This is a genomic window from Haloarcula sp. CBA1127 (assembly GCF_001485575.1).
In the GTDB taxonomy this organism is placed as follows: Archaea; Halobacteriota; Halobacteria; order Halobacteriales; family Haloarculaceae; genus Haloarcula.
In genome coordinates, this window is sequence record NZ_BCNB01000006.1 from 1,159,232 (window position 1) to 1,185,314 (window position 26,083).

A 26,083-nucleotide genomic window follows, 5' to 3' on the forward strand; every position below is an offset into this window, starting at 1 on the left:
TGTTAGTCATAGCGGATTCGTGGGTCTAACAGCGCGTACACAATGTCTGCGAGCAGGTTCGCCAAGATGATCGTCACACCGGTAAACAGCGTAATCGCCATAATGAGGTCGACTTCGCGGCCGGAGATCGCCTTGACGAAGGCTCGCCCCAGACCGGGCCAGGCGAACACCGATTCGACGACGACAGCGCCGGCGAAGATACTCGCCGTCAGGAACGCGGCGATAGTGGTCACCGAGATGAGCGAGTTCCGCAGGACGTGTTTCAACACGACCGTCCGCTCGGGCAGCCCCTTCGCCCGGGCTGCCGTGACGTACTCCTTGTTCATCTCCTCGGCCATCGACGATCGCATCACCCGCATCAGCGTGGCCGACGACGCCGTCCCGATGGTGACGCCCGGGAGAACGAGATATTTCAGCATTGCCGGCGAGAACAGCGGTTTGTTCGGAGCTAGCACTGGCCATAGGTCGAGCCAGAGCGCGAATACGAGGATGAGCATCAGGCCGAGCCAGAAGTTCGGCAGCGAGATGCCCGACAGTGCGAACACCCGCGAGAGGTCGTCGCCCAGCGTGTCCTTGTTCACGGCGGCGTAGATGCCGGTCGGAATCGCGATGAGCAGGGCAATAACCCAGCCGAACAGGCCCAGTGCGATAGTCTGTGGTAACCGGTCCATGATGTACGGACCGACCGGCTGGTCGACGTTGATGACCGTCCCGAAATCGCCCTGGAGGACGTTGGTTATCCAGGTGAGGTACTGCTGCCAGACCGGCCCGTCGAGCCCGTATCTGGCGCGAATCGCCGCCTCCTCGGCGGCCGAAATCTGAGGATTTAGCGCCACTAACTGGTCGATCGGGTCCCCTGGCGTCAGGTGGACCATCGCGAAGGTGAACATCGAGACTCCGAACAGTATCGGGATGGTCGTGAGCACCCGGACTGCGATGAAGCGTCTGAGGCCCATGGATTACTCCCGGTTCAGATAGGCGACCTGCTGGTCTTCTGGGGCGTGGAGGCCGTAGGGCAGGATGCTGCTGGAGAACGTGTACGTGTTGTAGCCGACGTACTCCGTCGACAGCGCCGTCACGTTCGTCCCGAAGACAGTGTAGCTGTTCGGGGCCTGCTCGATAAGTCCCTGCCACACCTTGTCGTACTGCTCGCCCCGGAACTGTGAGTCTTCGACGGCTTCGACGGAGAACCGTGCCTCCGTCGCGACTTCGTCCAGTTCCGGTGTGTCAATCCGGTTGAAGTTACAGCACTGGCCGAAGTTGTCGATGGAGTTGACGGCGTCGTAGAAACTGCCGGGGTTGAACGTCCCCGAGAGGCCGATGAGGACGATGTTGCCCTGCTTGTAGTACTCGGAGCCGAGGATGCGCTGGATGAATGTTGTGAACTCGAAGTCCTCGACGCTGATGTCGAAAAACTCCGTGTTGCTCAGCACCTGCGCTATGAGTTCGGCCTCGCGCAGGCGGTCGTCCGTCGCGTTCGTCTCGATTGTGGCTTCGATTGGCGTCTCGACGCCGAGGTCGTCGACGGCCTCCTGCAGCAGTTCGGTCGCCGCCTCGGTGTTCTGCTCGGTCTGTGGGCGCAGTTCCTCGGTGAGTGCTTCGTAGTCCACCGTCCCCGCTTTGGCGGCCATTTCAGGCAGCGGCGTGTAGGCCGGATTCCGATACCCGTTGTAGATGTTCTCGGCGATCTGGGCACGGGGAATCAGCTGATTGACGCCCCGGCGGATGCGCGGGTCGCCCCACGGTGACTGGGTGACGGGGTACTGGAGGAAGTTGTACGCGCCGGCGTTTGTCACGCTGAGCCGGAAGTCCTCGGCACTCCGGTACTCGCCGTACGTGCCGGTGTTGAGCCCGTACGTGAGGTCGATTTCGCCGTTGTTGAGCGCCGCGGCACGGGTCGCGTTGTCCTGGACGATGGCGACCACGACTTCGTCGACGACCGGGCTCGTCGGGAACCCGTCCGGGCCGTCCCACCACTCCAGCGCGTCGAGGCCGAGGTCGTCGACCCAGTAGTCGTCGAACGAACTGAACTCGGCGCGTTCCTCGGTCTCGTAGGACTCGAACTGGAACGGGCCCGTCCCGATTGGGGTGTGGTCGTTGCGCGGGTCCGCGCCCGTGTCGGGGTACTCCTCGATGTGCTCCATCGGGTAGACGTAGGACACGAGCTGATTGTCGGCCTCGGCGTCGGGTTTCTGCCCGTAGATGTTGACCGTGTAGTCATCGACCGCCTCGGCGTAGAGGAACGAATCGAACGTCTGGGCCGAAATCGAGGAGTTCTCCAGTACCTCGTAGGACCGGGCGACGTTCTCGGCGGTCATCTCCTCCCCGTTGTGGAAGGTGACGCCCTCGTGGAGTTCGGCCTGGTACTGTATCCCGTAGGTGCCGTCTTCGACGGCGTCGGGGGCCTCGTTGACGGTCAGAACTTCGCCGGCGTCCGTATTCCGGATGATTATCTGCTCGTCGGCGACGAGGTTTCCGTCGTCGTCCGTGTCCGCTGACACCATGTACGGTTCGTAGTCACCGTCTTCCACTTCCTGGACGTCAACCCGCTCCCACGACTTCGCGAGCCAGGGGTAGACGGTCCCCGCGGCGTCCTGCGTGATGATTTGCTCGTAGACGAGCTCCTGAACGTTCCCGGCCGGCGCGCTGGTGCTGTAGGACGGGTCAAAGGAGTCGATTCCGGCACCGAGGCCGAACCGGAGGGTCCCCCCTTCCTGAATCTCGTCGACATCGACGTCGACGCGCTCACGGACCGGGTCGGGGGCCCCACCGCCGCCTCCGCTACTGGCTCCGTCGTTGGTACCGGTGTTACAGCCGGCGAGTGCGGTCAGTGTGGCGGCACCCGTAGTCTGAAGCATCCGTCGTCGCGATACTGTCGGCGTTCCGCTGGCATCTACATCTTGAGACATGAACACATCCCTCGAAGGGTAAGATATGTGTTATTGTTGGACATACTTATAGTGTAAGCACGATTTCATGAACTGCGACAGAAAACCCCGTTACAACGCTATTACACCGTCTATGAGTTTCTTATTGCTTCCTGACGGAGGCGGGAATGGCTTCAGTTGAACAGTCGCCCATGGCACAATCGATAAGATCATGGATAGTCAAGGAACAATCATGATATACTCAACGGGGCCGCTGCTGACAGTCGACCTGTCAGCGGGTGAGACCAACACGGAGGAGATCGACGGCGTCCTCGAACAGTACCTCGGTGGTCGCGGCGTCGGGACACGGCTCGCCCACGAGCGGATTCCGTTCGACGTTGACCCGCTCGGATCGGAGAACCGACTGGTGTTCTCGACGGGGCCGATGCAGGCCGCCCAGATGAGCTTCACCGGCCGGATGAACTGCACCGGCGTCTCGCCGCTGACTGACGGGCTGCTCTCCTCGAACGCTGGCGGGTTCATGTCCAGGAACTTCGCCGATACCGGGTACAGCGCTGTCGAACTCTCCGGCGAGAGCGACGAACTCGTTATGGTCCACGTGCGGGACGACGGCGTCGAGTTCGAGGCCGTCCCCGACCTCGCCGGCGCGACCGTTCCCGAGACGCTGGAGTACTTTGACGCCGAACACGGTATCGAGGCCGACCAGACGGCTGTTATCGGCCCGGCCGGCGAGAACCGGGTTCGGTTCGCGTCCATCATGACGAGCGGGGAGCGGGCGTTCGGCCGCGGCGGCCTCGGCGCGGTCATGGGCGCGAAAAACGTCAAGGTACTCACGTTCGCGGGCGACTCCTCACCGGATATCGAGATTCCGGCGATGCAGATGGATGTCCACCGTGAGGCCGCAACAGCGGACCACATCATGAAACGGCAGGGAACCGTCTCGGTGATGGACCTGGCAAACGAGGTCGACGGGCTCCCGTCCTACTACTTCTCCGAGCAGTCCTTCGCGGGCGTAGAGGGAATCAACGGCGACGCCGTCGAATCGAAGAAGTACAAGAAGGGGACCTGCTCTGCGTGCGCCTTCGCCTGCAAGCTCCCGACGCGGGACACGGAGCGCGGCGTCGAGACCGAAGGCCCCGAGTTCGAGGTGGCGATGGCCTTCGGCTCGAATTCCGGCGTCGACGACATCGTGGACGTGATGCAGTCCAACGAACTCTGTGACCGCCTTGGGATGGACGCCATCTCCGCCGGCAACACTGTCGCTGCGTATCTCGCCAGCGAGGACGCGTTTGGCGATACCGAGTTGATTCACGAGACTGTCGAGAAAATCGCCCACCGCGACGGTATCGGCGACACGCTGGCGGAAGGCATCGACCGCTGTCACGACGACCTCGACGTCGAGAACTGGACGGTCAAGGGGATGGACTTCGCGGCTCACGAGGGCCGTGTCCTTCACGGGCAGGGGCTCTCCTACGCCGTCGCCAACCGCGGCGCTGACCACATGTACGCGACGTTTTACTCCGTCGAGTACCCGCTCGTCCCCGACGATCAGGCGGTTGCTCCGGAGGGGACACTCGGGAAAGCCGACGTGCTGGTCGAGCGGGAGAACCTAATGGCGCTGAACGACAGCGGCGTCGTCTGCAAGTTCTCGCGGGACTTCATGACGCCCGAGCGCTACGAACAGCTCTTCGATGCCGACTTCGAGGCCCTGATGGCCGTTGGCGCTCGCACCGTGACGCTCGAACGCCACTTCAACAACCAGCGCGGCTTCGACCGGGCGGACGACGCGCTCCCCTACGAACTCCCGTCGTTCGAGGCAGCGCTCGACGAATACTACGACGCGCGCGGCTGGGCCGACGACGGCACGGTCCCCGAGAGTACAGTACCGGTCTGATTCTCGCCCCGGAATCCTCTCCGAGAGCTACATGGCTCCGTCCACACACTGACAGCGGCCCGGACGGTCCACTGCCCTCTCCTCGACGGCGAATGCTGTCCGGTGTGAATAAAACCGAGTCCCGGTCAGTACCGGGACAATGCCGACAGTTGCGATCCGGATACGAACGGGCGCTCAGAACGGCGGGCTGTAATCCTCGTACCTTGACCGATACGCTCTCTCACGCAGTGTCTCCATCGGAAGTCGCCGAATTCGAGTCGGCAACTCCCCGTGTACCTTCCGTCCCGGCGTCACAGGGGAGTGTGGCCGCCAGTCGCTCGGCGACCATCGGACTGACCAGACCGGCCAGTTCCATCGCCTCCGTCTCGTGGTCGTCGAGATCTAGCACCCCCCGGAAGAACCACGAGACGGTCACGTACGCCTCGTGTAGCTCCGCGGCTTCCTGACGTCCTGATTCAGTTAGCGTCACCCCATCGTAGGGTTCGTAGGAGACGAGACCGTCTTCGGCGAGTCGCTGACACATCTCCGTCACCGCCGCTGGAGACCGATCGAGCATCTCCCCCAACTCTCCCGGTGCGACCGGCGGGTCGTCCCGATGCTGTGCGATGTAGATCGCCAGCAGATACTCCGGTGCCGTTCTCATCGCTCCGCCGAATCCGTCCCGTCCCCGCCGCTTGCTGCGGGCGTACCGGCCGTCGATTCCCCTGTCGACCGCTCATCGGTCCCAAAGACCACCGCGTAGGCCCAAGCCCACAGTCGAGCGCGCGACCGTTGCGGGCGTTTATCCATCGTCCGGCCCCCCCGATATCCCGCTGTCGCCACTCATCAGGCAGACGCCCCCCGATAGTGTCGACAGAGCACGGGCGGTCGAGCAACTGCTCGCCGTTGGGACCTCGGGAGATGGCCCACGGTGCACACCGCCACCATGCGGAAGGTGCCGATGTAGTCCTCGACGATACGAAACCGTTCGCCATCGATCCCTCCGGGGGTCTTTCCCCGTTTGTGCCCTGCACACAGTACCGTCGTCTGCCATATATTTTAGGCCCGCCTAATAATATAAAACGTCTGCGGTTTTAGGGCTACCTAATCCAGTCTACGAAGTCGGCAAACGGGACAGTCGAATCCACAGTCCGGCAAAGCGATCCGTCGCGTGGCACTCGGCCCCGTTACCGGGAACACAACTGCCTCTGTCACCGCTGTTTCGAATCGACCCGGTCAGTACGGTTTGGTCGATTTGATATCGCACTATATGATTTATCGACCTCGCGATGGGCCCAGCTCCGAGTCGTCTGTGAACAGCCAGAAGAAGGTAATTCGCGGCTAAAACGCCGCTACTCAGTAAATTCGGTAATAGAATCGAACGCGTCGGTCGCCAGCCGCTCGGCGACCGCGTCTCTGTCCACGTCGCTGATCTCCTGTGGGTATTTTCGCTCGAAGTAACTCACGATGTTCTCGACATCGCGAGTTAGCAGTTCCCGGGCGTTTTCGTGGTCGGTCGGGACGGCCTGGGGCCAGTCGAAGACGACGACGCCCTCGTTCGTGACGAAGACGTTGTACTCGCTCATGTCTGCGTGGACGTACCCCTCACGATAGGCCGTCTGCATCTCCTCGAGCACGAGATCCAGAATCGGCAGTACCTGTTCCGTTTCGAGTTTCGTTCGGGAGAGTTCGACGCCATCTATCTTTTCCATGACAATCGCATGGCGGTTCGTATCGATGGGCTGTGGAACTGCCACGTCCGGATACAGCGTTTCGAGGGCATCGTACTCCCGCTCGGCGGCCTTCCGGGCGGTGTAGAGCCAGGAGACGTGGTCGCGATCGGCAGTGTACTCCCGTTCTTTCATCACTTCGCGGAAATTGGTGTACCCTTCGCGGTGGTATTTCAGCGCTACCGGTTTGTACGACTGAGCCTCGTACACGTCGCTCTCCTTGCCGACACCCAGCGGCGACCCAACTCCTTCGATAGTGTCGCGCTCGGCAAAGGTATGCAGCGCAAGCGTATCGTACCCCTCGAAAGTGAGTTTGAACCCCTCGTACTGGATGGTCTTGCGCTCGACCAGCCCCCGGTCCGCACACCGGTCGAGTCGGTAGTCGACATCTTCCGTCGTCAGCCGGGAGAACTCGGTCAATTTCTCGCGGGCGACGTACTCCGAGAACCGCATCCCCTGTTCGACGCCAGAGAGCAGATGGAAGTCCTCGGGTTCCAGCTCCGCCATCACTGAAGCCACGTTCTGGACCATTAGGGTCCTCTACTGGGCCAACTGGTAAAAGGCCGACGCGTTCGGCGAATGGCCTTGATAAATTATTTATCGCTATACTAAATCCCGCCTCGTTGCTGTTCGGCCTGCAATCGGACTATCGATGTGCCGATCAGTACCGGGCAAGCGGAGCTGTTCTGTGGGATATCCGGTGCCGATCTTATACGGCCGCCGTACCGAGTACCGTTTCAAGCACAGTTCAGCGTCGCCGTGTTGAGTGGACCAAAAGATAGCGCGCTCGTAAGAGGCGCAGGTTCCCTCATGCTGGATATCCCAGTCCAGTATTAACCCACTCCGATACGGACTTGGCTTCGTGTTTCGCGGCCGCAACAGTGTCTGAGACAATGTCCTGCCGGGTAGGGAATACTTTAACCCACATCAGTACATGTTCCCATAGCAGTATTATTGGTCGGATATCACTGCTGTACTACCGTTTCTGTAGCTCAAACCACGACTGAGTACTCCGTGAATGCGGGCTCTGAACGGTTGCAGTCCTCGTTATATGAACCGTGTCTGGAAGGCATCGCGAGTAACACATCAGACTGCAAATACAATCCTAACCTCGGTAGCTGTATATGTAATGCGAACGACGGATGCCTTCAGCTCCTTCATATGTTCTAAATTAGTCTCTACTTTTGGTCACCTGAACACAAACACTCTGTGTGAGCAGACGAAACAAAGACCAACTTAGAGATCTGCTTCGCTCGCTTGCCCTCCATCCCCACGATAGACGACTCGCGTTTCCAGTGTTGTTCGCCGTCGGCACACAGTTGTATTTTTTCCTGACAATCACACTCAGTTCTCCTCGACCGCCCATGGCACCCGACGCTGGGATCTTTGAGCATCTTGGCTGGTATTTGACACGCGGCGGTCGATTGTACGTCGACGCCTGGGAACCGAAGTTGCCGCTATCCTACGAGACGACCGGGGTACTTGCATTGCTATCCGGCGGCGATATGTACCGTCTCCATCTTCTCAGCGTGGTGCTGATGAGTGGTGCATTGTGTGCGATCGTCGGACTCGTTGTGATACTCGTCTACGACGTCACCGGCGATGATATCGTTGCGCCGCTGGCTGGCTTCTCGATGTTCCTGTTGCCGGGGTTTGCCGTCCGGCCGGCGTATGGGTTCAAAGCGAAATATCTCCTTGTTCTCTGTGGGTTACTGGCGATATATCTGTACATTCGTGGCTACCCGGCACTGAGCGGTGTCGCTGCGGCAGCCAGCGTGGGATACTGGCAGGCCGGGGTCATCTTCCCGCTGATTGTGGTCGGTCTCGCAGTCCAGCGGCGCGACATGCGGGAGCTTGAGCGTGTCGTTGCCGGCGGCCTCGGTTTTGCCGTCGTCATGTTACTGCCGGTGTTTCTCCTCTGGCATTCGGCCTCGGAGATGGTCGTTCAGGTCTTTCTCGTCCCATTACAGACGGAGGAACACGCGTCGTTGCTCGCTCGACTTGTCGCCGGTGTCGTCCACTTCAAGTGGGCGTCACCGTTCGTCTTGCTCGGTGGACTCGGTCTCGTTCACGCCGCTCGATGCTGTTTCACTGGCCATGACGGCGTTGTCGGGCGCAGCGCATGGTGGATTCCGGTCGGCGCAGCGTGGTTCGCGTTTCTGATACTGTTCGTCGATTTCGAGACTGGTGGTTACACCGACCTCATTCCGGGCCTTGTGTTCGTCGCCATCGGTGTCGGAGTGATCGCGACGGTGCTTCGCGACCGGCATCAGACGACGTATCTCGGCGGCGCTCTTGCACTGGTCCTCGTCGTGAACGTCGCCTTTCTCGGTAGTGTCGGCGTTATCTTCACACCCGTCGAGACACCGGGACCGGTGCCGATGTCGGACCTCGAAACCCACGACCTCCCAGCGGCCTATGACAAGGCCGAACCAGTACCCGACGTCCGGTACATCTACTGGCAACAGATCGAGCCATCGACGTGTCACTACCGACTCTCGGTGATGGAGTTGCGGTGGCTCAACCGAATCGACTCGTCGGTAGACAGTCGTTGTCTCGACTTGGGGACCGCCAGCGCCCGACTCGGGAACGGGTAGCCAGTTACGACTCCGCGGAGTCGTAGTCGGAGAGCGAGGTCTGTGTCGTTTCGACCGAACCCGTGATGATGTAGGGGACGATAATCCGGAAGAACTGAGCGGCGAGCACCAGCAGGATCGGACCCAGGAAGATGCCGTAGAAGCCAAACGCGATGGGGCCGAGAATGTACGCGAACATCAGCAGGCCGATGTGGGTCAGATCACCGCTGACGTACGGTCGAATCAGGAAATCCGGGATGGCGTCGACGACGACCAGCGTGACTGCGAGAAAGAGGACGACCCAGGCCAGGGCCGCCGTCTCTCCCGTGACGACCGCGGAGACCGCAAGCAGTGCAGCGACGGGCAGGTAGACGATTTTCATTCCGACAACAGGAACGAGACTGCCGATGCCGGTGAGTGCGCCAACAAGTGGTGCAAACGGAATCTGCACTGAGCCGGGAGCGACCAGATTGTACAGCGAGAACACGAAAATCCCGATAACGCCCGTCACCAGTGCGTTCAAGATATTCCCGAAGAGAATCGAGGATAGTTCCTCGTCGACCGCCGCCGCGTAGTTGCGAAGGACACCCGACCCATCGAAGGTGTCAAGGAACCAGCCGACGAGCCGTGGTCCGTCGGTAAGCAGGTAGTACGTTCCGGCGAACATAATGAACACACGCAGCAGCAGCGCCGTCAGCATACTCAGAGAGCCGATGAGCGTATCGGAGACGCGTCCCAGCCACGATTGGACTGTCGCGTTTCGCAACAGGTCGATCACCTCATCCGGTCCCATTGCCAGTACGTCTGAGAACCCGAGATCGGCGAGCGGCCCCGGCAGCGAACCACCGCCTTGGAGGTCTTGGAACTGCGACAAGTACGCTGCGCCCAGGCCACCTTCGCCGAAGAACGACTGTAACTCGGGAACAATAAGCATGATCGTGTAGCTGACCAGAAGCACGAACGGTAGCAGGAAGAAGAAAATCGTGGCCGCCGCATGGATCTGCTTCTGGTAGGGGACGGCCCGACCCATGAACGACTCGGGCAGCGGGAGCCACCCGAGCCGCCGATAAATCGGTCGGCTGGCATAGTACAGAAAGATGGTAAACACGAGCGTCGGAAGGAACTGGGACAGGACGAACCCGACCACGAGGAACAGCGCTACGCCCGCGGTGGCAAGGAGGACGCGCCGTCCGAGTTCGGTACTGTATTCCATATGTTTTCAGTACAACATCTTGATAAAAAATAAAACCACCGGTCGGCCCGATGATTTCTAGCGTGGGCGGTAGAAAATGGGTGACGTCACGCTATCGGCTGGCTACAGCCCTTCGAACTGCGTGATCGCCTCCCGCCAGTCTTCGGGGATCGGACGCGAGGATTCCGTGTCACGATCGTACGTGACGACAGTCGTTTCCCCGGTCGCAGCCACACCGTCCTCGGTCCGGACCTCGTACTCGAAGGGGAAACTCTTCTCGCCAAGACGTGGAACCCGGACGGCAACGGCGACTGAGTCACTGATCTGGACAGGCTGGATGTAATCGACTTCGAGGTTCGCGATGACCATCCCGGTGCCCGACTCGCTGCCCGAGAGCAGCGCTTCGCCACAGTCGACCACGTCGTGCAGGTAGTCGATGCGAGCCTCTTCGAAGTAGGTCGCATACGTCGCGTTGTTGACGTGGCCGTACGTGTCGATGTCCGTGTACCGGACCTCGACTTCTGTCGTGTACTCGAAGCTCATGCCAGCAGTTCCGCGTGTTTCTCTTTGAGCTTCTCGATTTTCGGCGGGATGGTTAACTGACAGTAACTCTGGTCCGGATTCTTCTCGAAGTAGTCTTGATGGTACTTTTCCGCGGGATAGAACGTCTCCAGTGGCTCGACTTCGGTGACGATGTCGCTGTCGTAGCCCGGCTCTATTTCCTCGATGAGGGTTTCGACGGTTTCGCGCTGGGCCTCGTTGTGGTAGAACACAGCCGAGCGATACTGCGTGCCAACATCGTTGCCTTCCCGGTCTTTCGTCGTCGGGGTATGCGTCGTGAAGTGGATCGCGAGCAGGTCCTCGTAGCTCACCTCCTCGGGGTCGTAGGTGAGTTGTACGCACTCGGCATGGCCCGTTTCCTCGCGGCAGACCGCCTCGTAGCTGGGGTCGGCAACGTGGCCGCCAGCATAGCCCGAAACCACATCGGTCACCCCGTCGATCTGCTTGAACACCGATTCCGTACACCAGAAGCAACCGCCCGCGAATGTCGCTTGTTCAGTCATCATCGGTCGTACGTGCCCGGCGTACAAAACTCACTGGCTATGTCCGTCGCAGATGGGTGTCGGTCTACCGGTCAACCTCCCCCATGATGGTGTCCAGGCTGCCGATTGTCGCCACGAGGTCGGGGATATATTCACCGCGAGCCATCTCAGACAGCGCCTGCACGTGTGAGAAGGAGGGGCCACGGATCTTGAACCGGGCCGGTGTCTCCGTCCCGTCAGAACGGATGTAGATACCGAGTTCGCCCTTCGCGGCCTCGACGGCGCGGTAGATTTCTGTGTCAGGGTCGGGCCGGAGCGTGCGGGGGACGTTCGCCTGTATCTCGCGGTCGTCCTCGGGCCAGTCCTCCAGCAGGTCGACGCATTGACCGATGATCTTCGCGGACTCCTCCACTTCGCGCAGGCGCACGAGCAGGCGAGAGAAGTTGTCGCCGCCCTGTTCGGTGACGACCGACCAGTCGAGTTCGTCGTAGTAGCCGTAGGGGTCGTCCCGACGGAGGTCGTAGTCGACGCCGGACGCTCGGGCGACCGGACCGGTACAGCCGTACGCCTTCGCGGTTTCAGCCGAGAGGTGGCCCGTGTCAACTGTCCGGAGCTGGAGGATTTCGTTGCTGGTGAGCATATCGTGGTACTCTGTGAGCTTGTGGGGCAGATCGTCGAGGAACGCACGGATCTTCTCGAAGAACGCCTCGCGAGGTTCGGGCAAGTCCCAGGCGACCCCACCCAGCCGCAGGTAGTTGAACATCAGCCGCTGGCCGGTCAGGTCTTCGAGGATGTCCTGAACGAGTTCGCGGTCCCGGACCCCCCACTGGAAGGTGGCAGTGAACTCCCCGACCACGTCCAGCGCGTAGGTCGCGACCGCGAGCATATGTGAGAGGATGCGTGAGAGTTCGCCGCCCATTGTCCGGATGACCTGCGCGTACGCTGGCACTTCGATGTCGGCGAGATCCTCGGCCACGCGGGCGTAGGCCCACTCGTTCAGCAGGCCGGCCCCGCCCCAGTCCCAGCGGTCCGGGTACGGCATTATCTGGTGGCGGTAGGTACCCTGCTGACACATCTGTTCCTCACAGCGATGGATGTAGCCGATGTCGGGGTCGACGGCCGCCACCTGTTCGCCGTCGAGTTGGACGTTCAGGTGGAGGACGCCGTGTGTCGAGGGGTGGTGTGGCCCCATGTTGATGTGCATCGTCTCCGGTCCCGCACGGTGGTCCTCAAGCAGGCGCTCGTGTTCGCGGAAGGAGACGATTTGTGGCTGGTCCTGATTGTAGTCCCGGCTCAGCGGGTGGCCCTGCCAGGTCTCGGGCAGGAGAATCCGCCGGAGGTCGGGGTGGTCCTCGTACTCGATGCCGATGAGGTCGTAGGCCTCCCGCTCGTGCCACGCCGCCGTCGGATACACGGGCGCGGCGGACTCGCTGGTCGGTGATTCTCGGGGTGTCGGGACGACGACCGAGAGTTCCTGTGTCGGGTCGTCGTAGCGCCGCAGATGATAGATCGTCTCGAACCGGTCGTCGTACTCCTGTGCCGTGACGCAGGCGCAGTGGTCCAGACCGGCATTCTCTTTCAGCGTCGAGAGGACGGTCTGTACCTCGTCGGCACGGATGACGGCGGCCGGGGCGTTCTCGTGGCGTTCGGTGGAGAGGACGTGGTCGGCAATCGGCTCGATCAGCGGATGGACATCGTCGGTGCGGTGGACTGTTTGGGCCATCTCTGTGGTCGTGTGTTCGGCGGCCGAGTGCCTCGGACTATCCCCTCATGCCCGAGGTTATTTTAAATACCTCTCGGAACAGTCCGGTATGAAGTACGTCACGCTCTCGCTGTGGATGGCCTCCGAGGTCCGCCACCCGATGCACCAGTTCGTCGTCGAGCACGACGGCTACGAGGCGAGCTATCTCCTTCGGGGCAACGACGTGGGCACCGACCTCCAGACGCTGCTGTTTCACGTCGACGGCTTCCCGCCGGAGCCCTACCGAGCGGCGCTGGAACAGGCCGACACTGTCCGGGAGTACGCCATCTCGACGTGTCCCGACGAGACGTTCTACCTCTACGTACAGGATTCGCCGTCGGCGACCGGTCACGACCTCGTCAACGCTCTCACGCGGGCCGGTCTGGTCATCGTCTCACCGGTCGCATACCACACCGATGGCACTGTCGGGCTCACGCTGGTCGGTCCAGGCGGGACGGTCCAGCAGGCAGTCGAGACGGTGCCAGACGGTATCTCTGTCGACGTGCGGGAGGTGGGGGAGTACGACAGCCGGCGGCTCGACACCGGCGCGGCGCTCACCGACCGGCAGTTCGAGGCCGTCGCCGCCGCCGTCGACTGTGGGTACTACGGCGACACTCGCGAAGGGGGCGTTGACGATGTTGCCGACGAACTCGGCTGTGCACCCGGAACTGCCGCCGAACACCTCCGGAAAGCCGAGGCCCGTGTGATGGCTGACATACTCGAACAGCGTCCCGCATCGACGGCGTAGTCCGCTTTGCCCGTGAACTCCCAGAGCGACTGTATCGTCCCGAAAAACTATAAACTCCGGAACAGTGTCCTCTAATGCTGGATTGCGAACACATCACGGGGCCAGCGTGGCCCGACTCAGGACAACACTGACCATGGACACAGTAACTATCGACGACGTACCGGTCGAACGGAATCCGATGCAGGTACACGACATCCGCAAGCCCGTCTCCCGGAAACTGGGGACCGAGCATTTTGCGGCGAACTACTTCGAACTCGAACCCGGCGACTCCTTCTCGGGGAGCCTCCACCGCCACCACGACCAGGAGGAGGTGTTCTACATCGAACAGGGACAGACCACCTTCGAGGTCGGCCTCGACCGCGAGGAAGTCGACGTTTCGGGCGGCGAACTGATTCGCTTCGAGCCCGGCGAGTTTCAGGAGGGGTACAACTCCGGCGACGAGCGCGTTATCGGCTGGGCCTTTGGCGCGCCCGGCGCGACCCACGACTGGGACGCCATCGAATCGAGAGTGCACTGTCCGGAGTGCGACACGGAAACCACCCAGAGCGTCGCCCTCGCCGACGGCCGGTTCGAACTGACCTGTACTGAGTGCGGAAACGTTCAGGGCTAGCAGTCGCTTCAGTTTTTTGTGGAACTACAGCTTCAGCCGGTCGCCCCTTTCAGTCCCGCCCAGTATTTCTTGTCCAACCGGCTGTGGGTGGACTGAAAGGGGCCGAGCGGAGGACGAGTCTGGCGACAGTAGCACCGCAGCGAAGCGAGGAGCGCACGGAATCAGACGAGTCGTCCGCGAGGGGGCTTTCTGGTTCTCTGAACCAATTTCGACCACACTACCTCTCTCAATCGTTACTAGCCCGCAATTCATATCGCATCGCGTCACGAAGCCCGGGTATGTCACTGGCCGACCTGGATTGGCGCGTCATCGGCGAGGAAACACGACCCGGACCGATGACGATGGCACTGGAAGCGGCCGCTGCCGAAACCGTCGCCGCGGGCGGTCCGGCAACGGTGCGGGTGTACACCTGGCCCGATACGCTGTCGCTGGGCTACGGACAGGACCCAGACACGATCGACTGGGAGGCGTGTGAACGCGAAGGTATCGGGGTAACGCGACGACCCACCGGCGGCGGCGCAATCTACCATGACAGCGTGGCTGATATCTCCTATGGCATCATCGCGCCGGCTGACGCCGTGCCGGGTGATCTGATGGAGTGTTACGAGCAGTTCTGTGAGCCGGTGCTCGAAGCGTTCGAGCGCATGGGCGTCGACGCGTCGTTTGCTGACGACGAGCGGTCGGCGGTCCATCAGCCGGCCTGTTACCTGCGGCAACTCCACCCGGCCCACGATATCGTCGGTCCCGATGGCCGAAAACTCAGCGGGAACGCGCAGTACCGCCAGAAAGACGCCGTCATCCAGCACGGCTCTCTATCCGTCTCGCTGCGTCCCGACCGCCACTGTGGCTGTTTCACCGCTGACCCTGACTCGGAGCGGTTCGCCGAACGCGTCGGGGCGATAGACGAATACACCGATATCGACCGCACCGAGGCTGTCGAGACGCTCCGCTCGACATTGGCCGAGTGGGTCGACGCGTCGGCGGGATCGTGGACGGACGACGAGCTTGCACGCGCACGCGAGCACGCGAAAGAGAAATACGACGCAGACGAGTGGATTCGACGGTCGCCCTGACGCTGGCGGCACGATCCTGCGATGACGGGCGTGCCGGGTCGCAACGAGCCGCGTACTACCCTGAAATATCGGCATTCAGAGTGTTTCCTCGACAAACTGCGAGACGATGCGGTCCTCGGCAGTCCGGAGCTGATACTGCACGGTCGACCGGGGTTCGTCCAGTATCGATGCGAGATCCTTGACTGAGACTTCCCGCGGCCGCTCGTAGTAGCCGTGGGTCACGGCGGCCTTCAGCACCCGCCACTGCTGGGGAGAGAAGTTCGCCGCGACCCGTTCGGTCGCCTTCCAGTTTCCGGCACTGGTGATGTGAGACACTGAGAGCGTGACGCCATCGCGGAGGCTCGATTCGATTTTGTCGTACACCTCGCCGATGGGGTTGGACCCCGGATAGAGAACGCGCCAGCGGTACTCGTCGCCAGTTCGTCGGGATTCGAAGATAGTGCCTTCGCTGACGTGCCGGTGCAGGAAACTCGGCAGCGACTGACAGCCGCTGAGTTCACGACGTAGCGTGTACACTGTCCGTGACGTCTCCCCGCGGTCCAGCACGTGGTACGTCCGCGTCGTCTCACAGCTCACGACGTCGAAACACTCGTTACAGCGGTCTTCGTCCAGAAAGACCTCGTCGAACGTATCCAGAGCCTCGGGCGTCCCTTTCGCGTGGTCGAGTCGCCACATATGGTCGTCACCGACGAAGATGGCCGAGGACCACACAGAGAGACTCTCGTGTTGCCGAAACACGTCCATCAGGCTATCAGCCCCTGCGTCGAACTGCAAGACGAACTCGAACTCGCGTGTGTCCGCGACCGCGGCCTGTGATTCGGTCATCTGGCTATTACTAAAGTAGGCGTGTTGCTATAAGTCGGTTACTGGTCCATCGAACTCCTTTCACTCTGCTTAGTTGGCTATTGATAAGGCTATACAGTCGCGCCACTGCGGACCGCACGTCTGCAATGACGGGGCTATGGGAGTGGACTGTCCGACGGTCGTGACAACAGACCTACGTCACCGTTTTGTGACACCCCGGCCAAGCGATGGCATGGTCTCGTCCCCCGCTGATGACGACCCTGTCGACACCTCCACCGACCCTCCGGCAACCGACGGCACCGTCGCAGCGCTTTCCGAGGAAGAACTGTACGCGATTGTCCGTGTCGCAGCCGAGGACGCGGTGCTCGGCGCGCTCGGAACGCTCATGCTGGTCGGCATCGGAATCATCCTGATTGCTACCGGCGCGTCCGCACTGCTTGCAGATGTGACACTGATTTCGTTGCTCGTCTCCGCCGTTTTCATCCTCTTTGGCGCTTACCTCGTTACGTCGAGTCTCGGCGTTATTCCGCCCGCCCGCGAGTGGCTCTGACTCCGGAACCTCTTTTGTCGGCCATCACCGACCGGTGTGCATGGTACGAGTCGGGGCACACACCTCTATCGCCGGCGGCGTCTACAATGCTGTCGAGGAACAGGTCGAGTACAGCGGCAACTGCGGGCAGATCTTCTCGCACTCGCCGCAGGTCTGGCAGGACCCGAACATCGACGACGACGAGGCCGAGCAGTTCCGCGACCTCGCAGCCGACCACGGCGTCGGCCCGTGGGTCATCCACTCGTCGTACCTTGTCAACCTTTGTACGCCCAAAGACGACCTCCGCGAGAAGTCACTGGACTCAATGCAGAAGGAGGTCGACGCCGCCGCGAAGCTGGGCATCGAGTACGTCAACGTCCACCTCGGCGCCCACACCGGCGCGGGCGTCGACGGTGGCCTCGACAACGCCGCCAGCGTGCTGGACGATCTCGACATCCCCGAGGGCGTCACGGTGCTGGTCGAGTCCGACGCCGGCAGCGGGACGAAACTCGGCGGCCAGTTCGAGCATCTGGCGACGGTCCGAGAACGCACGGACCAGGATATCGAGTTCTGTCTCGACACGGCCCATATGTTTGCCGCGGGCTACGACCTCTCGACACCCGAGGCCGTCGACAAGACGCTCGCGGAGTTCGACGAGGTTGTCGGCGTCGAGGATCTCGCCTGCGTTCACCTCAACGACTCCAAACACGAGTGCGGGACGAACAAGGACGAACACGCCCACATCGGCGAGGGCCACATCGGTGAGGACGGCATGCGCGCGTTCGTCAACCACGACGCCATCCGCGACGTGCCGCTGGTGCTTGAGACGCCGACCGAGGACGGTAAGAGCTTCGCTTGGAACGTTGAGCGCGTTAAAGAACTCCGCGGCGAATAGGGCCTTTCGACCGCGATACTTTTGAGGGCGACTCGACTGTGAGGAACTGTGCGCAGGTTTTCCGCCGATTACCTCGAAACCACCCGCAGGGGGATGTGGGCCGACTCCCGCGAGGCGCTCTCAGACCTGCAGTTGGGCGAGTGCGAGCGCGTCCTCGACGTGGGGTGTGGGACCGGCGAACTGACCCGCGTCCTCCGCGAGGAGACCGACGGCACGGTTGTCGGCCTTGACGCCGATACGGACCTGCTGGCCGCCGCCGGCGACCCGACCGTTTGCGGGGACGCGACGCGACTCCCCTTCGATGACGACAGTTTTGACCTGGTGGTGTGCCAGGCGCTGCTCATCAATCTTCCTGACCCCGAGGTCGCGGTTCGTGAGTTCGCCCGCGTCGCTACTGACCGGGTGGCCGCCATCGAGCCGAACAACGCCGCTGTCACTGTTGAATCGACCGTCGACGCAGAGCCGATGCTGGCCCGCCGCGCTCGCCGGCTCTTTCTCGATGGCGTGCGGACGGACGTGACTCTCGGAAGCGACGCCGCCGACGTGTTCAGCGATGCGGGGCTGACCGTCGTTTCGACGACACAGTACGACCAGGAGCAGCGCATCGAGCCGCCCTACGACGACGTGGCGATACAGGCGGCCCGTCGGAAAGCAACGGGAACTGGGCTGGCCCACGACCGCGAGACGATTCTCAACGGCGAGGCGACACCCGCCGAGTACGACGCACTCCGGGAGCGCTGGCGGTCGATGGGCCGTGACGTGATCGAGCAGATGCAAGACGAAGCCTACGAGCGCCGCGAGACGGTGCCGTTCTTCGTCACCGTGGGCGAGCTTCCGTGACCCGCTCAGTCCCGGCTTCGGGGAGCAGATAGCCCGCCAGTCCATAGACGGCGATGTCCAGAAGACTGGCGAGCAGGCCGACGACGCCGCCGACGACAGCGGCCACACCGGCCCCGATGAGAAGGACCAACAGTACCGACTGGAGGCGGACCCCGCCGCTCTGGAGCGTCGGGACGAGCACTACCGCAAGCAGTCCCAGCAGGAACACGACGCCCGCGACACTCCCGGCAGCGGCACCGTGGAGGGCAAGCGTACTGACTCCGGCCGAGTCGAGTGCCACCCGGTTGTGGACCCACCGAACGGCCAAGACGAACAGCGCCCAGAGATAGCAGAAGACGGCCACGCCGACGAGGGTGTTCAGCCCGGCGAGCAGGTCGGCGAGGTCGCCGCTCGCGTGGGCGGTGAGGACGCCGAGCAGGACGAACACGGTAGTGTCGAACGTGGCGAGCGTCCACGTCACGAGTGACACCGGTCGCGCGTCAGCCCGTTCCGCCCCGTGTGCTGGCTCACCATCGGTCGCTCCTTCCGCCATGTGTTCCCCCGCACGCTGGTCCTCAGCCATGTGCGAGGACCTCCGCGAGGACGACGATGCTCAGGAGGACGGCCGCTGTCGCGCCGTAGGCCCGCGAAAGCGTTCGCCGAAGGGCCGGGGGCAGGTCGTCGAACGTGTCCTCGCGGTCACTGGCCCGAACGAGCAAAAGCGTACGGACGACCGACCCTCCGACGAGGGCGACGACGACGACGAGTTTCACCAGCAGGGTTCGTCCCCAGTCGGTTCCAGGGCCTGGCGGTCCGAGCGCACCGAGGTTTCCGACGCCGGTGAATACGAGCACGCCGACCCCGCCCCAGAATAGCCACTCGAACTGTCGCGCGGGCGCGAGTGCGGCGATAGCGCCGCTCCGATAGCTGTACCAGAGCACGGTCGTGCCGCCGACGAGGGCCGCCATCGCGAGGACGTGGAGGGTTCGTATGGCGAGGGATGTCAGGGCTCCCATGGTCGGCGGTACTCGGCGCGGTCCCATAGAACGGCGGGGTGTCCTACCGGTCGATTGTTACCACGCCCTCGCCCGTCGCCACGTTGTACCGCGTCGATGGGTCGACGGTCAGGCTGACGACGCCGCTGTCGAGGGCGTCCGGTCGCTCGAACCTGACGACTGTCGACCGAGCAGTGAAATCACTGGTGGTGACACAGGGCTGCGTGTAACAGCCGAACGCGTGGATGCCGTCCGCCGTCTCCTCGATGCGTTTCAGGTGGGGCAGTATCGACCCCGATCCCCAGCCGGTCTGGACGACCAGGACGGCGTGGCTCTTGAAGTCAGTGTCGGCAGCGAGGCTGTACGCGTCACCGCTGTCGTTCTCGAACCGTTCGATGTCCTCGGCCTCCGTCAGCAGTGTCGCATAGAACTGGTCGCCGCTGTCGTCCGGGGCGCGCGCCAGTCCTTCTTCGGCAAACAGCGTCCCTCGGGTCGACGCCTGCTCGAACGACAGCGATGGCTCGGCTGGCATATTCGCGCAGAGATACAGCGGGTCGCGGCCGCCCTCGCCGGAGTCGTCGACGTTGCACTCGATATCTTCGACCTCGTATGGCGGCGTGTCGACTCTGTCCAGACTGTCCGGTAGCCCGTCTAGCGCGTCAGTCGGCGTTTCCTCGGTGGGCGTTTCCGTGCTTTCATCGTCGTCGGTAGCTGTCTCCGTACTTTTGTCGTCCGTTGGCGTCTCAGTATCGGTATCTGGTGCCGGCGACGAATCCGTGCGTCTTTCCGCGCCGCCGCCGCTGCCGCTGTTCTCGCCCGATTCGAGACACCCACTCAGGGAACCGATGGCCATGCTCCCGATCAGTCCTATGGTCGCTCGTCGCGTCCGTTTCATACGATTCCCTTCCCGTGGTGTGGGTGTATCCCTTCTGTTCGCTCAAAATCGCGTTGTAGTTGTCATGGACTGTGTTCGCGCCCGGCGGCCCCGCGAGGCGATGTCGCCCGCCGATAGACCCTTGCGGGGCGAACGGCTACGAACGACACGTGCCGACTCGCGTCTCCCCATGATACCACCGCTCGTCCGCCGCTGTCCGGAGTGCCGCCACGTGACCTGGAGCCGTCGGTTCGCTGCCGTTGACGACGGCGAGCACGGCTCGCAGCTCGTCGAATGTCCCGCCTGCGGACACCGGTTCTCGACAGTCGACGCACCGTGGTTGCAGTGATGACCTGCCAGAGTCGGCTGCGGTCCTCTACACTACGTCGCCCCGAACCGTCGCTCCCTCCTGCTGTGCCCGGTACTCTTTGACCGCGTCGGCAGCGTCGCCGGCCTCCGTCTCGTCCATCCCGAGCATCGACAGCGACTGGGTCAACGTCGGGAAGACGAACTCGTTGTCACGGAGCTTCTGGAACGCGTCGGGCGACCGTTCGCCGTCGAGCCACAGGCAGGCCCCGCGCGGGTCCAGAATCTGCTCGTAGTCGTTTCGCATCTTTGCGCCCTTGAGCCGCTGGGTAACGTTGTCCTCGAAGGAGGCGTTGCACACTTCCAAATGGACCGGTTCGTCGTCGTTCAGGAGGTGAGCGGCGAGACACTTCTCGGGGGCGGCGTGTCCGTTGGCGTTCGCGCGGATGTACTCGGGATGTTCGTCGGCCCACGCGGCCCGGACGGTCTTGCCGACGCCGTCGACGCCGTGACTGCGCTGGAACTCCTCGGCACGCTCCGGCGCGTCCTTGAACAGGATGTCCTTGGTGACGTACACGTCCAGCCGCTCGACCGGGTCCAGCCCGAGCGCCACGTCGCCGTACACCCACACCTCCCGGACCGGGACCGGCATCGTCTCGTCTTCGACCGTGGCGACGATTTCTTCGACCCGCTCGACTGCCTCCGGACGGTCCAGACTCATTGCCTGCCCTACTACGTGCGCGGCCTAAACGCTGACTCTCCGTGCCCGTCACGCTGCGCGTCGCCCGTCACCCGCACCACGCCGTAGTAGCACATCTATGCCTCACTGTGGTGGTCAGCTCCGGACGTGGTCGGCCGCGATTTCGCTCCCTTTGACACAGGCGACGGTGCCAAGCCCCGGCCATGTAGTGTCGCCGGCGAGGTAGAACCCCTCGACGCCCACGTCCTGTGGCACGGCTCCCTGATTCGCGTTTGCCGGCGTCTGCCTGTATCCCCCGACAGCCCCGCGGGGTCTGTTCGTGAACTGCTCGTACGTGACCGGCGTCGCCATCTCGGAGACGACCGGATCGGTCCCGAGGTCGGGATAGACGGTCCGGCCGCCCGCAAGTAGTTGCTCGCGAGCGGCGGCCTTCTCCTCCTCGTAGGTCGCCTCGTCAAGGCCTTGCCACGGCTCGACAGCGCAGTGGGTGGACAGCATGACTGCCCGGTGGCCTGCCGGTGCGCTCACGTCGTCGCCCGGTGCGGAGACGGAGACGAACATATTGTTCCCGTTGCCGAGCGGTTCGTCGTAGGCCCGCAGAATCTGGTGGTGCGTCCGCTCGCGGCCGTCGACCTCGGCTGCCGGGACGCCGAGAAATAGTACGAGCGCGCTTCCTTCGTGGGCTTGCAACATCGCACAGTATTCGTCGAGTCTGTCGCCGACAACGGTTGGTGCGAGGCTTCTGGTAACGGGGACTGGGACAGTGCTGACGACCTGGTCCGCGTGGACCGGCCCAGCCGCCGAGTCGATACGGAAGTTGCCGCCGGTTCCGGTGACCGACCTGACAGTGCGGCCCGTCTCGACTCGTCCGCCGATGTCCATGTACTGGTCGACGAAGGACTGCCAGAAGCCGTACATCCCGCCGGTCGCTCGGCCCAGCCCTGTCCGACGGATCGTCATCCCGAGAACCGCGTTCAACAGCGGCGCGTCGTCGAGCGTAGCATGGACTGTATCCTCGACGAGCATCGAGACGACTGCTCGGAGCGGTCGGTCGTCGTACACGTCGTGGGCGCGCATCGCGTCGGCCATCGTCCAGCGGAGGTATCTGATCAGCGGAAGATCCCGGAAACCGACCGCACTGGCGTTCCGAACGAGATCGCCGACGCTCTGTATAGGCATCTTGACATCTGTTCTGGTGAGTCGCCAGAGCCGCGCCGAGAGGTCGTCGATGAAGTCGTAGAACGCCAGATGTCGCTTGTCGTCGCCGAATTTCCTGCGTCGCTCGGCGTCCCAGTCGGCCTGGTCGCGGTACAGCGTCACTGTCCGGTCCGGCAGCCAGACGTCGTAGGCGTCCTGTATCGCCATCGCTGGAGGCTCGAAGCCGACAGCCGACAACAGCTGGCCGCCGACACCCTCCGGGACGAAATCCACGAGTGTCGTCGCACCGACATCGAACCGGAACCCCGCTCGTTCGTAGTAGCCCGCACAGCCACCGACGCTGTGGTGCTGTTCGAGGACGACCGTCGAGTAGCCATCCGCCTGCAATCGTGCGGCCGTGCTCATGCCGGCGACACCGCCTCCGATGACGGCTACGTCTGCAGACTCAGTTCCCACGGCTCCGCACCTGTACCACATACTCGATAGTCGCGGTGAGGGCTGTGGCTCGTCCGCAGTCGTTTTTCTGACACAAACTCATTACTTCGTCTACATGTGTGCCGGTGAAAATAGTACCTACGCCAGCCAAACACTCATCTGTCAGTGCAGTGTCCCCGCTGATATGTCTGACCGCCGAACGCAGTTCCGGGACCTGGCTGAATGGGCCGACGACTCCTCGCCGCTGTACGCCCATCTCTGCCGCGAGGCGGCTGAAGACAGCGACATCCTCGACATCGCAGCGACCGTTCCCGAAGGTCGCCAGGCTCCACACCTCCTGCTTGCCGCGGTCCACTATCTGCTTGCCCGAAATCCTAACCATCGGCTGGCCGAGTACTACTTGAGCATCACCCAAGGGGCGCGTGATCCCGACGAGGAGTGTTTCCCGGCGTTCCGCGCGTTCTGTCTCGACCATGCCGACGACATCCGGCCGCTCCTGCGGACCCGGCGCACGCAGACGAACGCAGTGCGACGCAGCGCGGTCCTCTACCCGGCCATCGCACAGGTGGCCCGCGCCGCCGGGCCGCTCGCGCTGGTGGAACTCGGGCCGAGCGCCGGCCTGAACCTACTGTTCGACCGCTACCGCTACGACTACGACGGTCGCGTAGTGGGTAACAGTGATTCACCGATCACCATCGGGAGCAGCGTCCGACGTGGCGACCCGCCGCTCCCGGAAACGCCGCCCGCTATCCGCTCCCGGGTCGGTCTCGACCGCAATCCGCTCGACGTAACCGACGAGGCCGACAGGGACTGGCTCCGCGCACTCGTCTGGCCCGAACACGAGGAGCGGCGCGCCGTTTTAGACGGTGCGCTGACGGTTGCACGGGACGACCCACCTGACCTCATTGAGGGCGATATGCTCGATGACCTGCCGGCGGTACTCGACGAGATTCCGTCCGACATCCCGGTCTGTGTCGTCAACACGCTCGTGCTGTATCAGGTCTCAGCAGAACTGAACGAGACGCTGACGACCTTGCTCGAAGAGCAAATGGCCGAGCGCCCGCTACACTGGCTCACCGGTCGGCGGGACCTGTCGGGCGGTGAGTCGGTGGAGCTGGACTGGAAGCGCTGGAGTGGTGACGGCGTCAAAACGACCCACCTCGCCGACTACGAGCCACACGGGGCGTGGCTGTCGTGGCGGCCGTGAGCGCGCACGGGCGATCCACGTTGACAACGCGAATGGCGGCTGTCAGGCGTTCACCCGGGCTTATGTCCTCGCCGCGGGAACATCGGGTATGCAGATTCGCGTGTACGACGAAGGGGCTGCCAAAGACTGCCTGTTCGTCCTCGGCTGGGGGAACCGGTGTCGACACCGGAACGTCCAGTGGCTCATCGACCAGCTTGCCACGGCGTACCGCGTCCATGCCGTCGAACTGCCGACACACATCACCGACTATCGGCGGGAGTGGGTCGGTCCGGTCCAGGAGTACGCCGCCGACCTCGGCGAGTTCGACCTGCTCGGACACAGCGCAGGCGGGCTGACAGCGGCCCATCTCGACGCCGACGGTATCGGGAATCGAGTGTATCTGAGCCCCTGGTGGGACAGTGACTTTCCGGTTCCGGGGCCGGTACTCGACGCTATCGCATCGCTCCCGATTACGAAACCGTTCATCCCTATCGACACCTTGGACGCCGATGCTATCGGCGACCTGGCGACGGCCCAGCAGCTCGCGGAGGCTCCGTCGTCGGTTTCGCCCGCCTTCCTTCGGACGGTGTTTCGGGCCCAGCGGTCGCTGCCGCCGGCCCGGGACGACGCCGTGGCGTTTTGCTCACTTACGGACACAGTTGTCGACCCGCGTGCCGTCGGGGAGCGTCTGCCGGCCGACCGCATCCGGCTGTACGACGGCGGCCACGAACTGTTCTCATCGAGCGGCCGCGAGCACACTGCAAAGACAGTCATCGACACGTTACAGCACGGCCCCGACGCGCTGTGAGGGGTAGCTGTGACCGATTCGGTACGACCTAGCCCGTCGGGTCCGAGACGAAACCCTCTCACCATTGCGGCCACGACTACTCGTCACGATGGAGTGCGACAAATGCGGCGAGAACGCGGTGTTACACGCGGCCTATTCCGGGCTTCACCTCTGTGAGTCTCATCTCTGCCGAGCGGTCACGAAACGGGTTCGCCGTCGCATCCGCGAGGACGGCCTTGTGTCCGACGACGCCACAGTCGAGGACCCCGAGACGTGGGTCATCGGCCTCTCGGGCGGCAAAGACAGCGTCGTTCTCACGCAGATTCTGCACGACACGTTCGCCGAAGACCCCCGCATCGAACTGGTTGCGCTTTCTATCCACGAGGGCATTGAGGGCTATCGCGACGCAAGCTTAGAGGCCTGCGAGGAACTGACCGACGACCTCGGCATCGAACACGTCACCGTCTCCTACGCCGAGGAGTTCGGGGTCCAGATGGACGATGTCGTTGAGGACGACCCCGAGGGAATGGCCGCCTGTGCCTACTGTGGCGTGTTCCGCCGCGACCTCCTCTCGAAGTACGCCGAGGAACTCGATGCGGACAAACTCCTGACCGGCCACAACCTCGACGACGAGGCCGAGACGGCGCTGATGAACTTCCTCGAAGGTGATATCTCACAGATTGCCAAGCATTTCGAAGCGTCGCTGGGGCCATTCGACTCGTCTGCCGACGCGCCGACGGAACAGACGCGCGAGGCGCAAGACCATCACATCCCACGGGCCAAGCCGCTCCGTGACATCCCGGAGAAGGAAGTCGCGCTGTACGCCCGATTCGAGGATCTCCCGGCACACATCACTGAATGCCCCCACGCCGAGGAGGCCTACCGCGGCGAGATACAGGACCTCATGCTTGGCCTCGAAGAAAACCACCCCGGGACTCGGCACTCGATTATGGCCGGCTACGAGAAACTCGCCGCGTTAGCCGCCGACACCTACGGCGGCGAAAACGGCGACACCGACTACGGCGAGTGCGACAACTGCGGCGCACCGACGGCGCGGGACCTCTGCCGGAAGTGCAATTTGCTGGACGCGCTGGAAGCGGTCTGACCGAAGTCTCGTTTGT

27 protein-coding genes are annotated in these 26,083 nt (G+C 62.8%); 12 read left to right on the top strand and 15 right to left on the bottom strand.

Annotation, left to right across the window (positions count from 1 at the left end):
* Window positions 1-2 precede the first annotated feature (2 nt).
* Together AV059_RS10550 and AV059_RS10555 are read right to left on the bottom strand one after the other, a co-directional pair.
* Window positions 3-956 carry an ABC transporter permease gene (locus AV059_RS10550; RefSeq protein WP_058994369.1) on the bottom strand — a complete coding sequence of 318 codons (954 nt, stop codon included), beginning with the start codon at window positions 954-956 and terminating at the stop codon, window positions 3-5.
* A 3-nt stretch (window positions 957-959) separates the two neighbouring features.
* Complete coding sequence (locus AV059_RS10555) at window positions 960-2,909, bottom strand: ABC transporter substrate-binding protein (protein WP_058994370.1); 1,950 nt, start codon at window positions 2,907-2,909, stop codon at window positions 960-962.
* 211 nt (window positions 2,910-3,120) lie between these two features.
* Here AV059_RS10555 and AV059_RS10560 point away from each other — a divergent pair, with 211 nt between their 5' ends.
* Window positions 3,121-4,782, top strand: coding sequence for an aldehyde ferredoxin oxidoreductase family protein (locus AV059_RS10560; protein ID WP_058994371.1), 1,662 nt, complete (start codon window positions 3,121-3,123; stop codon window positions 4,780-4,782).
* Window positions 4,783-5,002: 220 nt separating this feature from the next.
* Here AV059_RS10560 and AV059_RS10565 read toward each other — a convergent pair whose 3' ends face one another.
* From AV059_RS10565 to AV059_RS10570, 3 genes are all read right to left on the bottom strand, one after another.
* Complete coding sequence (locus AV059_RS10565; RefSeq protein WP_058994372.1) at window positions 5,003-5,425, bottom strand: metal-dependent transcriptional regulator; 423 nt, start codon at window positions 5,423-5,425, stop codon at window positions 5,003-5,005.
* Window positions 5,422-5,571 carry a hypothetical protein gene (locus tag AV059_RS22065; RefSeq protein WP_154021026.1) on the bottom strand — a complete coding sequence of 50 codons (150 nt, stop codon included), beginning with the start codon at window positions 5,569-5,571 and terminating at the stop codon, window positions 5,422-5,424. The genes AV059_RS10565 and AV059_RS22065 overlap by 4 nt, the downstream gene beginning before the upstream one ends.
* 542 nt (window positions 5,572-6,113) lie before the next feature.
* The gene (locus AV059_RS10570) at window positions 6,114-7,022 is read right to left on the bottom strand and encodes a serine/threonine-protein kinase RIO2 (RefSeq protein WP_058994373.1); all 909 of its coding nucleotides are present in this window, start codon (window positions 7,020-7,022) and stop codon (window positions 6,114-6,116) included.
* An 833-nt stretch (window positions 7,023-7,855) separates the two neighbouring features.
* On the opposite strand from AV059_RS10570, the gene AV059_RS10575 reads away from it, so the two are divergent.
* Window positions 7,856-9,088 carry a DolP-mannose mannosyltransferase gene (locus AV059_RS10575; RefSeq protein WP_058994374.1) on the top strand — a complete coding sequence of 411 codons (1,233 nt, stop codon included), beginning with the start codon at window positions 7,856-7,858 and terminating at the stop codon, window positions 9,086-9,088.
* 4 nt (window positions 9,089-9,092) lie between these two features.
* Here AV059_RS10575 and AV059_RS10580 read toward each other — a convergent pair whose 3' ends face one another.
* The 4 genes from AV059_RS10580 to AV059_RS10595 all read right to left on the bottom strand — a co-directional run bounded on the left by AV059_RS10580 (window position 9,093) and on the right by AV059_RS10595 (window position 13,025).
* On the bottom strand, window positions 9,093-10,280 hold the full coding sequence (locus tag AV059_RS10580; protein ID WP_058994375.1) for an AI-2E family transporter: 1,188 nt from the start codon (window positions 10,278-10,280) through the stop codon (window positions 9,093-9,095).
* Between the two features lie 102 nt (window positions 10,281-10,382).
* Window positions 10,383-10,802, bottom strand: coding sequence for a thioesterase family protein (locus AV059_RS10585; RefSeq protein ID WP_058994376.1), 420 nt, complete (start codon window positions 10,800-10,802; stop codon window positions 10,383-10,385).
* Window positions 10,799-11,323, bottom strand: a complete 525-nt coding sequence (msrA, locus tag AV059_RS10590) for a peptide-methionine (S)-S-oxide reductase MsrA (protein ID WP_058994377.1) — start codon at window positions 11,321-11,323, stop codon at window positions 10,799-10,801. The genes AV059_RS10585 and msrA overlap by 4 nt, the downstream gene beginning before the upstream one ends.
* Before the next feature lie 64 nt (window positions 11,324-11,387).
* Window positions 11,388-13,025, bottom strand: coding sequence for an NADH-quinone oxidoreductase subunit D (locus AV059_RS10595; RefSeq protein WP_058994378.1), 1,638 nt, complete (start codon window positions 13,023-13,025; stop codon window positions 11,388-11,390).
* An 88-nt stretch (window positions 13,026-13,113) separates the two neighbouring features.
* On the opposite strand from AV059_RS10595, the gene AV059_RS10600 reads away from it, so the two are divergent.
* The 3 genes from AV059_RS10600 (at window position 13,114) to AV059_RS10610 (ending at window position 15,474) form a co-directional block, all read left to right on the top strand.
* Window positions 13,114-13,791 (top strand): helix-turn-helix domain-containing protein, encoded by a 678-nt coding sequence (locus AV059_RS10600; RefSeq protein WP_058994379.1) that lies wholly within the window; start codon window positions 13,114-13,116, stop codon window positions 13,789-13,791.
* Between the two features lie 133 nt (window positions 13,792-13,924).
* Window positions 13,925-14,401: a cupin domain-containing protein gene (locus AV059_RS10605; protein ID WP_058994380.1), complete on the top strand. Its 477-nt coding sequence runs from the start codon at window positions 13,925-13,927 to the stop codon at window positions 14,399-14,401.
* A gap of 278 nt (window positions 14,402-14,679) precedes the next feature.
* Window positions 14,680-15,474 (top strand): biotin/lipoate A/B protein ligase family protein, encoded by a 795-nt coding sequence (locus AV059_RS10610; RefSeq protein WP_058994381.1) that lies wholly within the window; start codon window positions 14,680-14,682, stop codon window positions 15,472-15,474.
* Window positions 15,475-15,549: 75 nt separating this feature from the next.
* Here the strand turns inward: AV059_RS10610 and AV059_RS10615 are convergent, their stop codons facing one another.
* Window positions 15,550-16,299, bottom strand: coding sequence for a helix-turn-helix domain-containing protein (locus AV059_RS10615; RefSeq protein ID WP_058994382.1), 750 nt, complete (start codon window positions 16,297-16,299; stop codon window positions 15,550-15,552).
* 211 nt (window positions 16,300-16,510) lie between these two features.
* Between AV059_RS10615 and AV059_RS10620 the strand changes: the two genes are divergently transcribed.
* From AV059_RS10620 to AV059_RS10630, 3 genes are all read left to right on the top strand, one after another.
* On the top strand, window positions 16,511-16,828 hold the full coding sequence (locus AV059_RS10620) for a hypothetical protein (RefSeq protein ID WP_058994383.1): 318 nt from the start codon (window positions 16,511-16,513) through the stop codon (window positions 16,826-16,828).
* Window positions 16,829-16,868: 40 nt separating this feature from the next.
* Window positions 16,869-17,702, top strand: a complete 834-nt coding sequence (locus AV059_RS10625; protein ID WP_058994384.1) for a deoxyribonuclease IV — start codon at window positions 16,869-16,871, stop codon at window positions 17,700-17,702.
* A 93-nt stretch (window positions 17,703-17,795) separates the two neighbouring features.
* On the top strand, window positions 17,796-18,542 hold the full coding sequence (locus tag AV059_RS10630; RefSeq protein WP_058994385.1) for a methyltransferase domain-containing protein: 747 nt from the start codon (window positions 17,796-17,798) through the stop codon (window positions 18,540-18,542).
* On the opposite strand, the gene AV059_RS10635 is transcribed toward AV059_RS10630, so the two are convergent.
* From AV059_RS10635 to AV059_RS10645, 3 genes are read right to left on the bottom strand one after another with little or no spacing between them, the layout of a single operon-like run.
* Complete coding sequence (locus AV059_RS10635; RefSeq protein WP_058994386.1) at window positions 18,520-19,104, bottom strand: hypothetical protein; 585 nt, start codon at window positions 19,102-19,104, stop codon at window positions 18,520-18,522. The two genes, AV059_RS10630 and AV059_RS10635, sit on opposite strands and share 23 nt — an antisense overlap.
* Window positions 19,097-19,528, bottom strand: a complete 432-nt coding sequence (locus tag AV059_RS10640) for a CopD family protein (protein WP_058997561.1) — start codon at window positions 19,526-19,528, stop codon at window positions 19,097-19,099. The genes AV059_RS10635 and AV059_RS10640 overlap by 8 nt, the downstream gene beginning before the upstream one ends.
* Before the next feature lie 52 nt (window positions 19,529-19,580).
* Window positions 19,581-20,411 (bottom strand): hypothetical protein, encoded by an 831-nt coding sequence (locus tag AV059_RS10645; RefSeq protein WP_058994387.1) that lies wholly within the window; start codon window positions 20,409-20,411, stop codon window positions 19,581-19,583.
* A 169-nt stretch (window positions 20,412-20,580) separates the two neighbouring features.
* Here AV059_RS10645 and AV059_RS22390 point away from each other — a divergent pair, with 169 nt between their 5' ends.
* The gene (locus AV059_RS22390; RefSeq protein WP_195156650.1) at window positions 20,581-20,739 is read left to right on the top strand and encodes a hypothetical protein; all 159 of its coding nucleotides are present in this window, start codon (window positions 20,581-20,583) and stop codon (window positions 20,737-20,739) included.
* A 27-nt stretch (window positions 20,740-20,766) separates the two neighbouring features.
* Here AV059_RS22390 and AV059_RS10650 read toward each other — a convergent pair whose 3' ends face one another.
* Together AV059_RS10650 and AV059_RS10655 are read right to left on the bottom strand one after the other, a co-directional pair.
* Window positions 20,767-21,417, bottom strand: coding sequence for a hypothetical protein (locus AV059_RS10650; RefSeq protein WP_004591112.1), 651 nt, complete (start codon window positions 21,415-21,417; stop codon window positions 20,767-20,769).
* Window positions 21,418-21,531: 114 nt separating this feature from the next.
* Window positions 21,532-23,010, bottom strand: coding sequence for an NAD(P)/FAD-dependent oxidoreductase (locus AV059_RS10655; protein WP_058994388.1), 1,479 nt, complete (start codon window positions 23,008-23,010; stop codon window positions 21,532-21,534).
* A gap of 163 nt (window positions 23,011-23,173) precedes the next feature.
* On the opposite strand from AV059_RS10655, the gene AV059_RS10660 reads away from it, so the two are divergent.
* The 3 genes from AV059_RS10660 (at window position 23,174) to AV059_RS10670 (ending at window position 26,067) form a co-directional block, all read left to right on the top strand.
* Window positions 23,174-24,196: a DUF2332 domain-containing protein gene (locus AV059_RS10660; protein ID WP_058997563.1), complete on the top strand. Its 1,023-nt coding sequence runs from the start codon at window positions 23,174-23,176 to the stop codon at window positions 24,194-24,196.
* 88 nt (window positions 24,197-24,284) lie between these two features.
* A complete protein-coding gene (locus AV059_RS10665; protein WP_058994389.1) occupies window positions 24,285-24,983 on the top strand; it encodes an alpha/beta hydrolase in 699 nt (232 codons plus the stop codon).
* Between the two features lie 88 nt (window positions 24,984-25,071).
* Window positions 25,072-26,067, top strand: a complete 996-nt coding sequence (locus AV059_RS10670) for a TIGR00269 family protein (RefSeq protein WP_058994390.1) — start codon at window positions 25,072-25,074, stop codon at window positions 26,065-26,067.
* The last annotated feature ends 16 nt before the right edge of the window (window positions 26,068-26,083 follow it).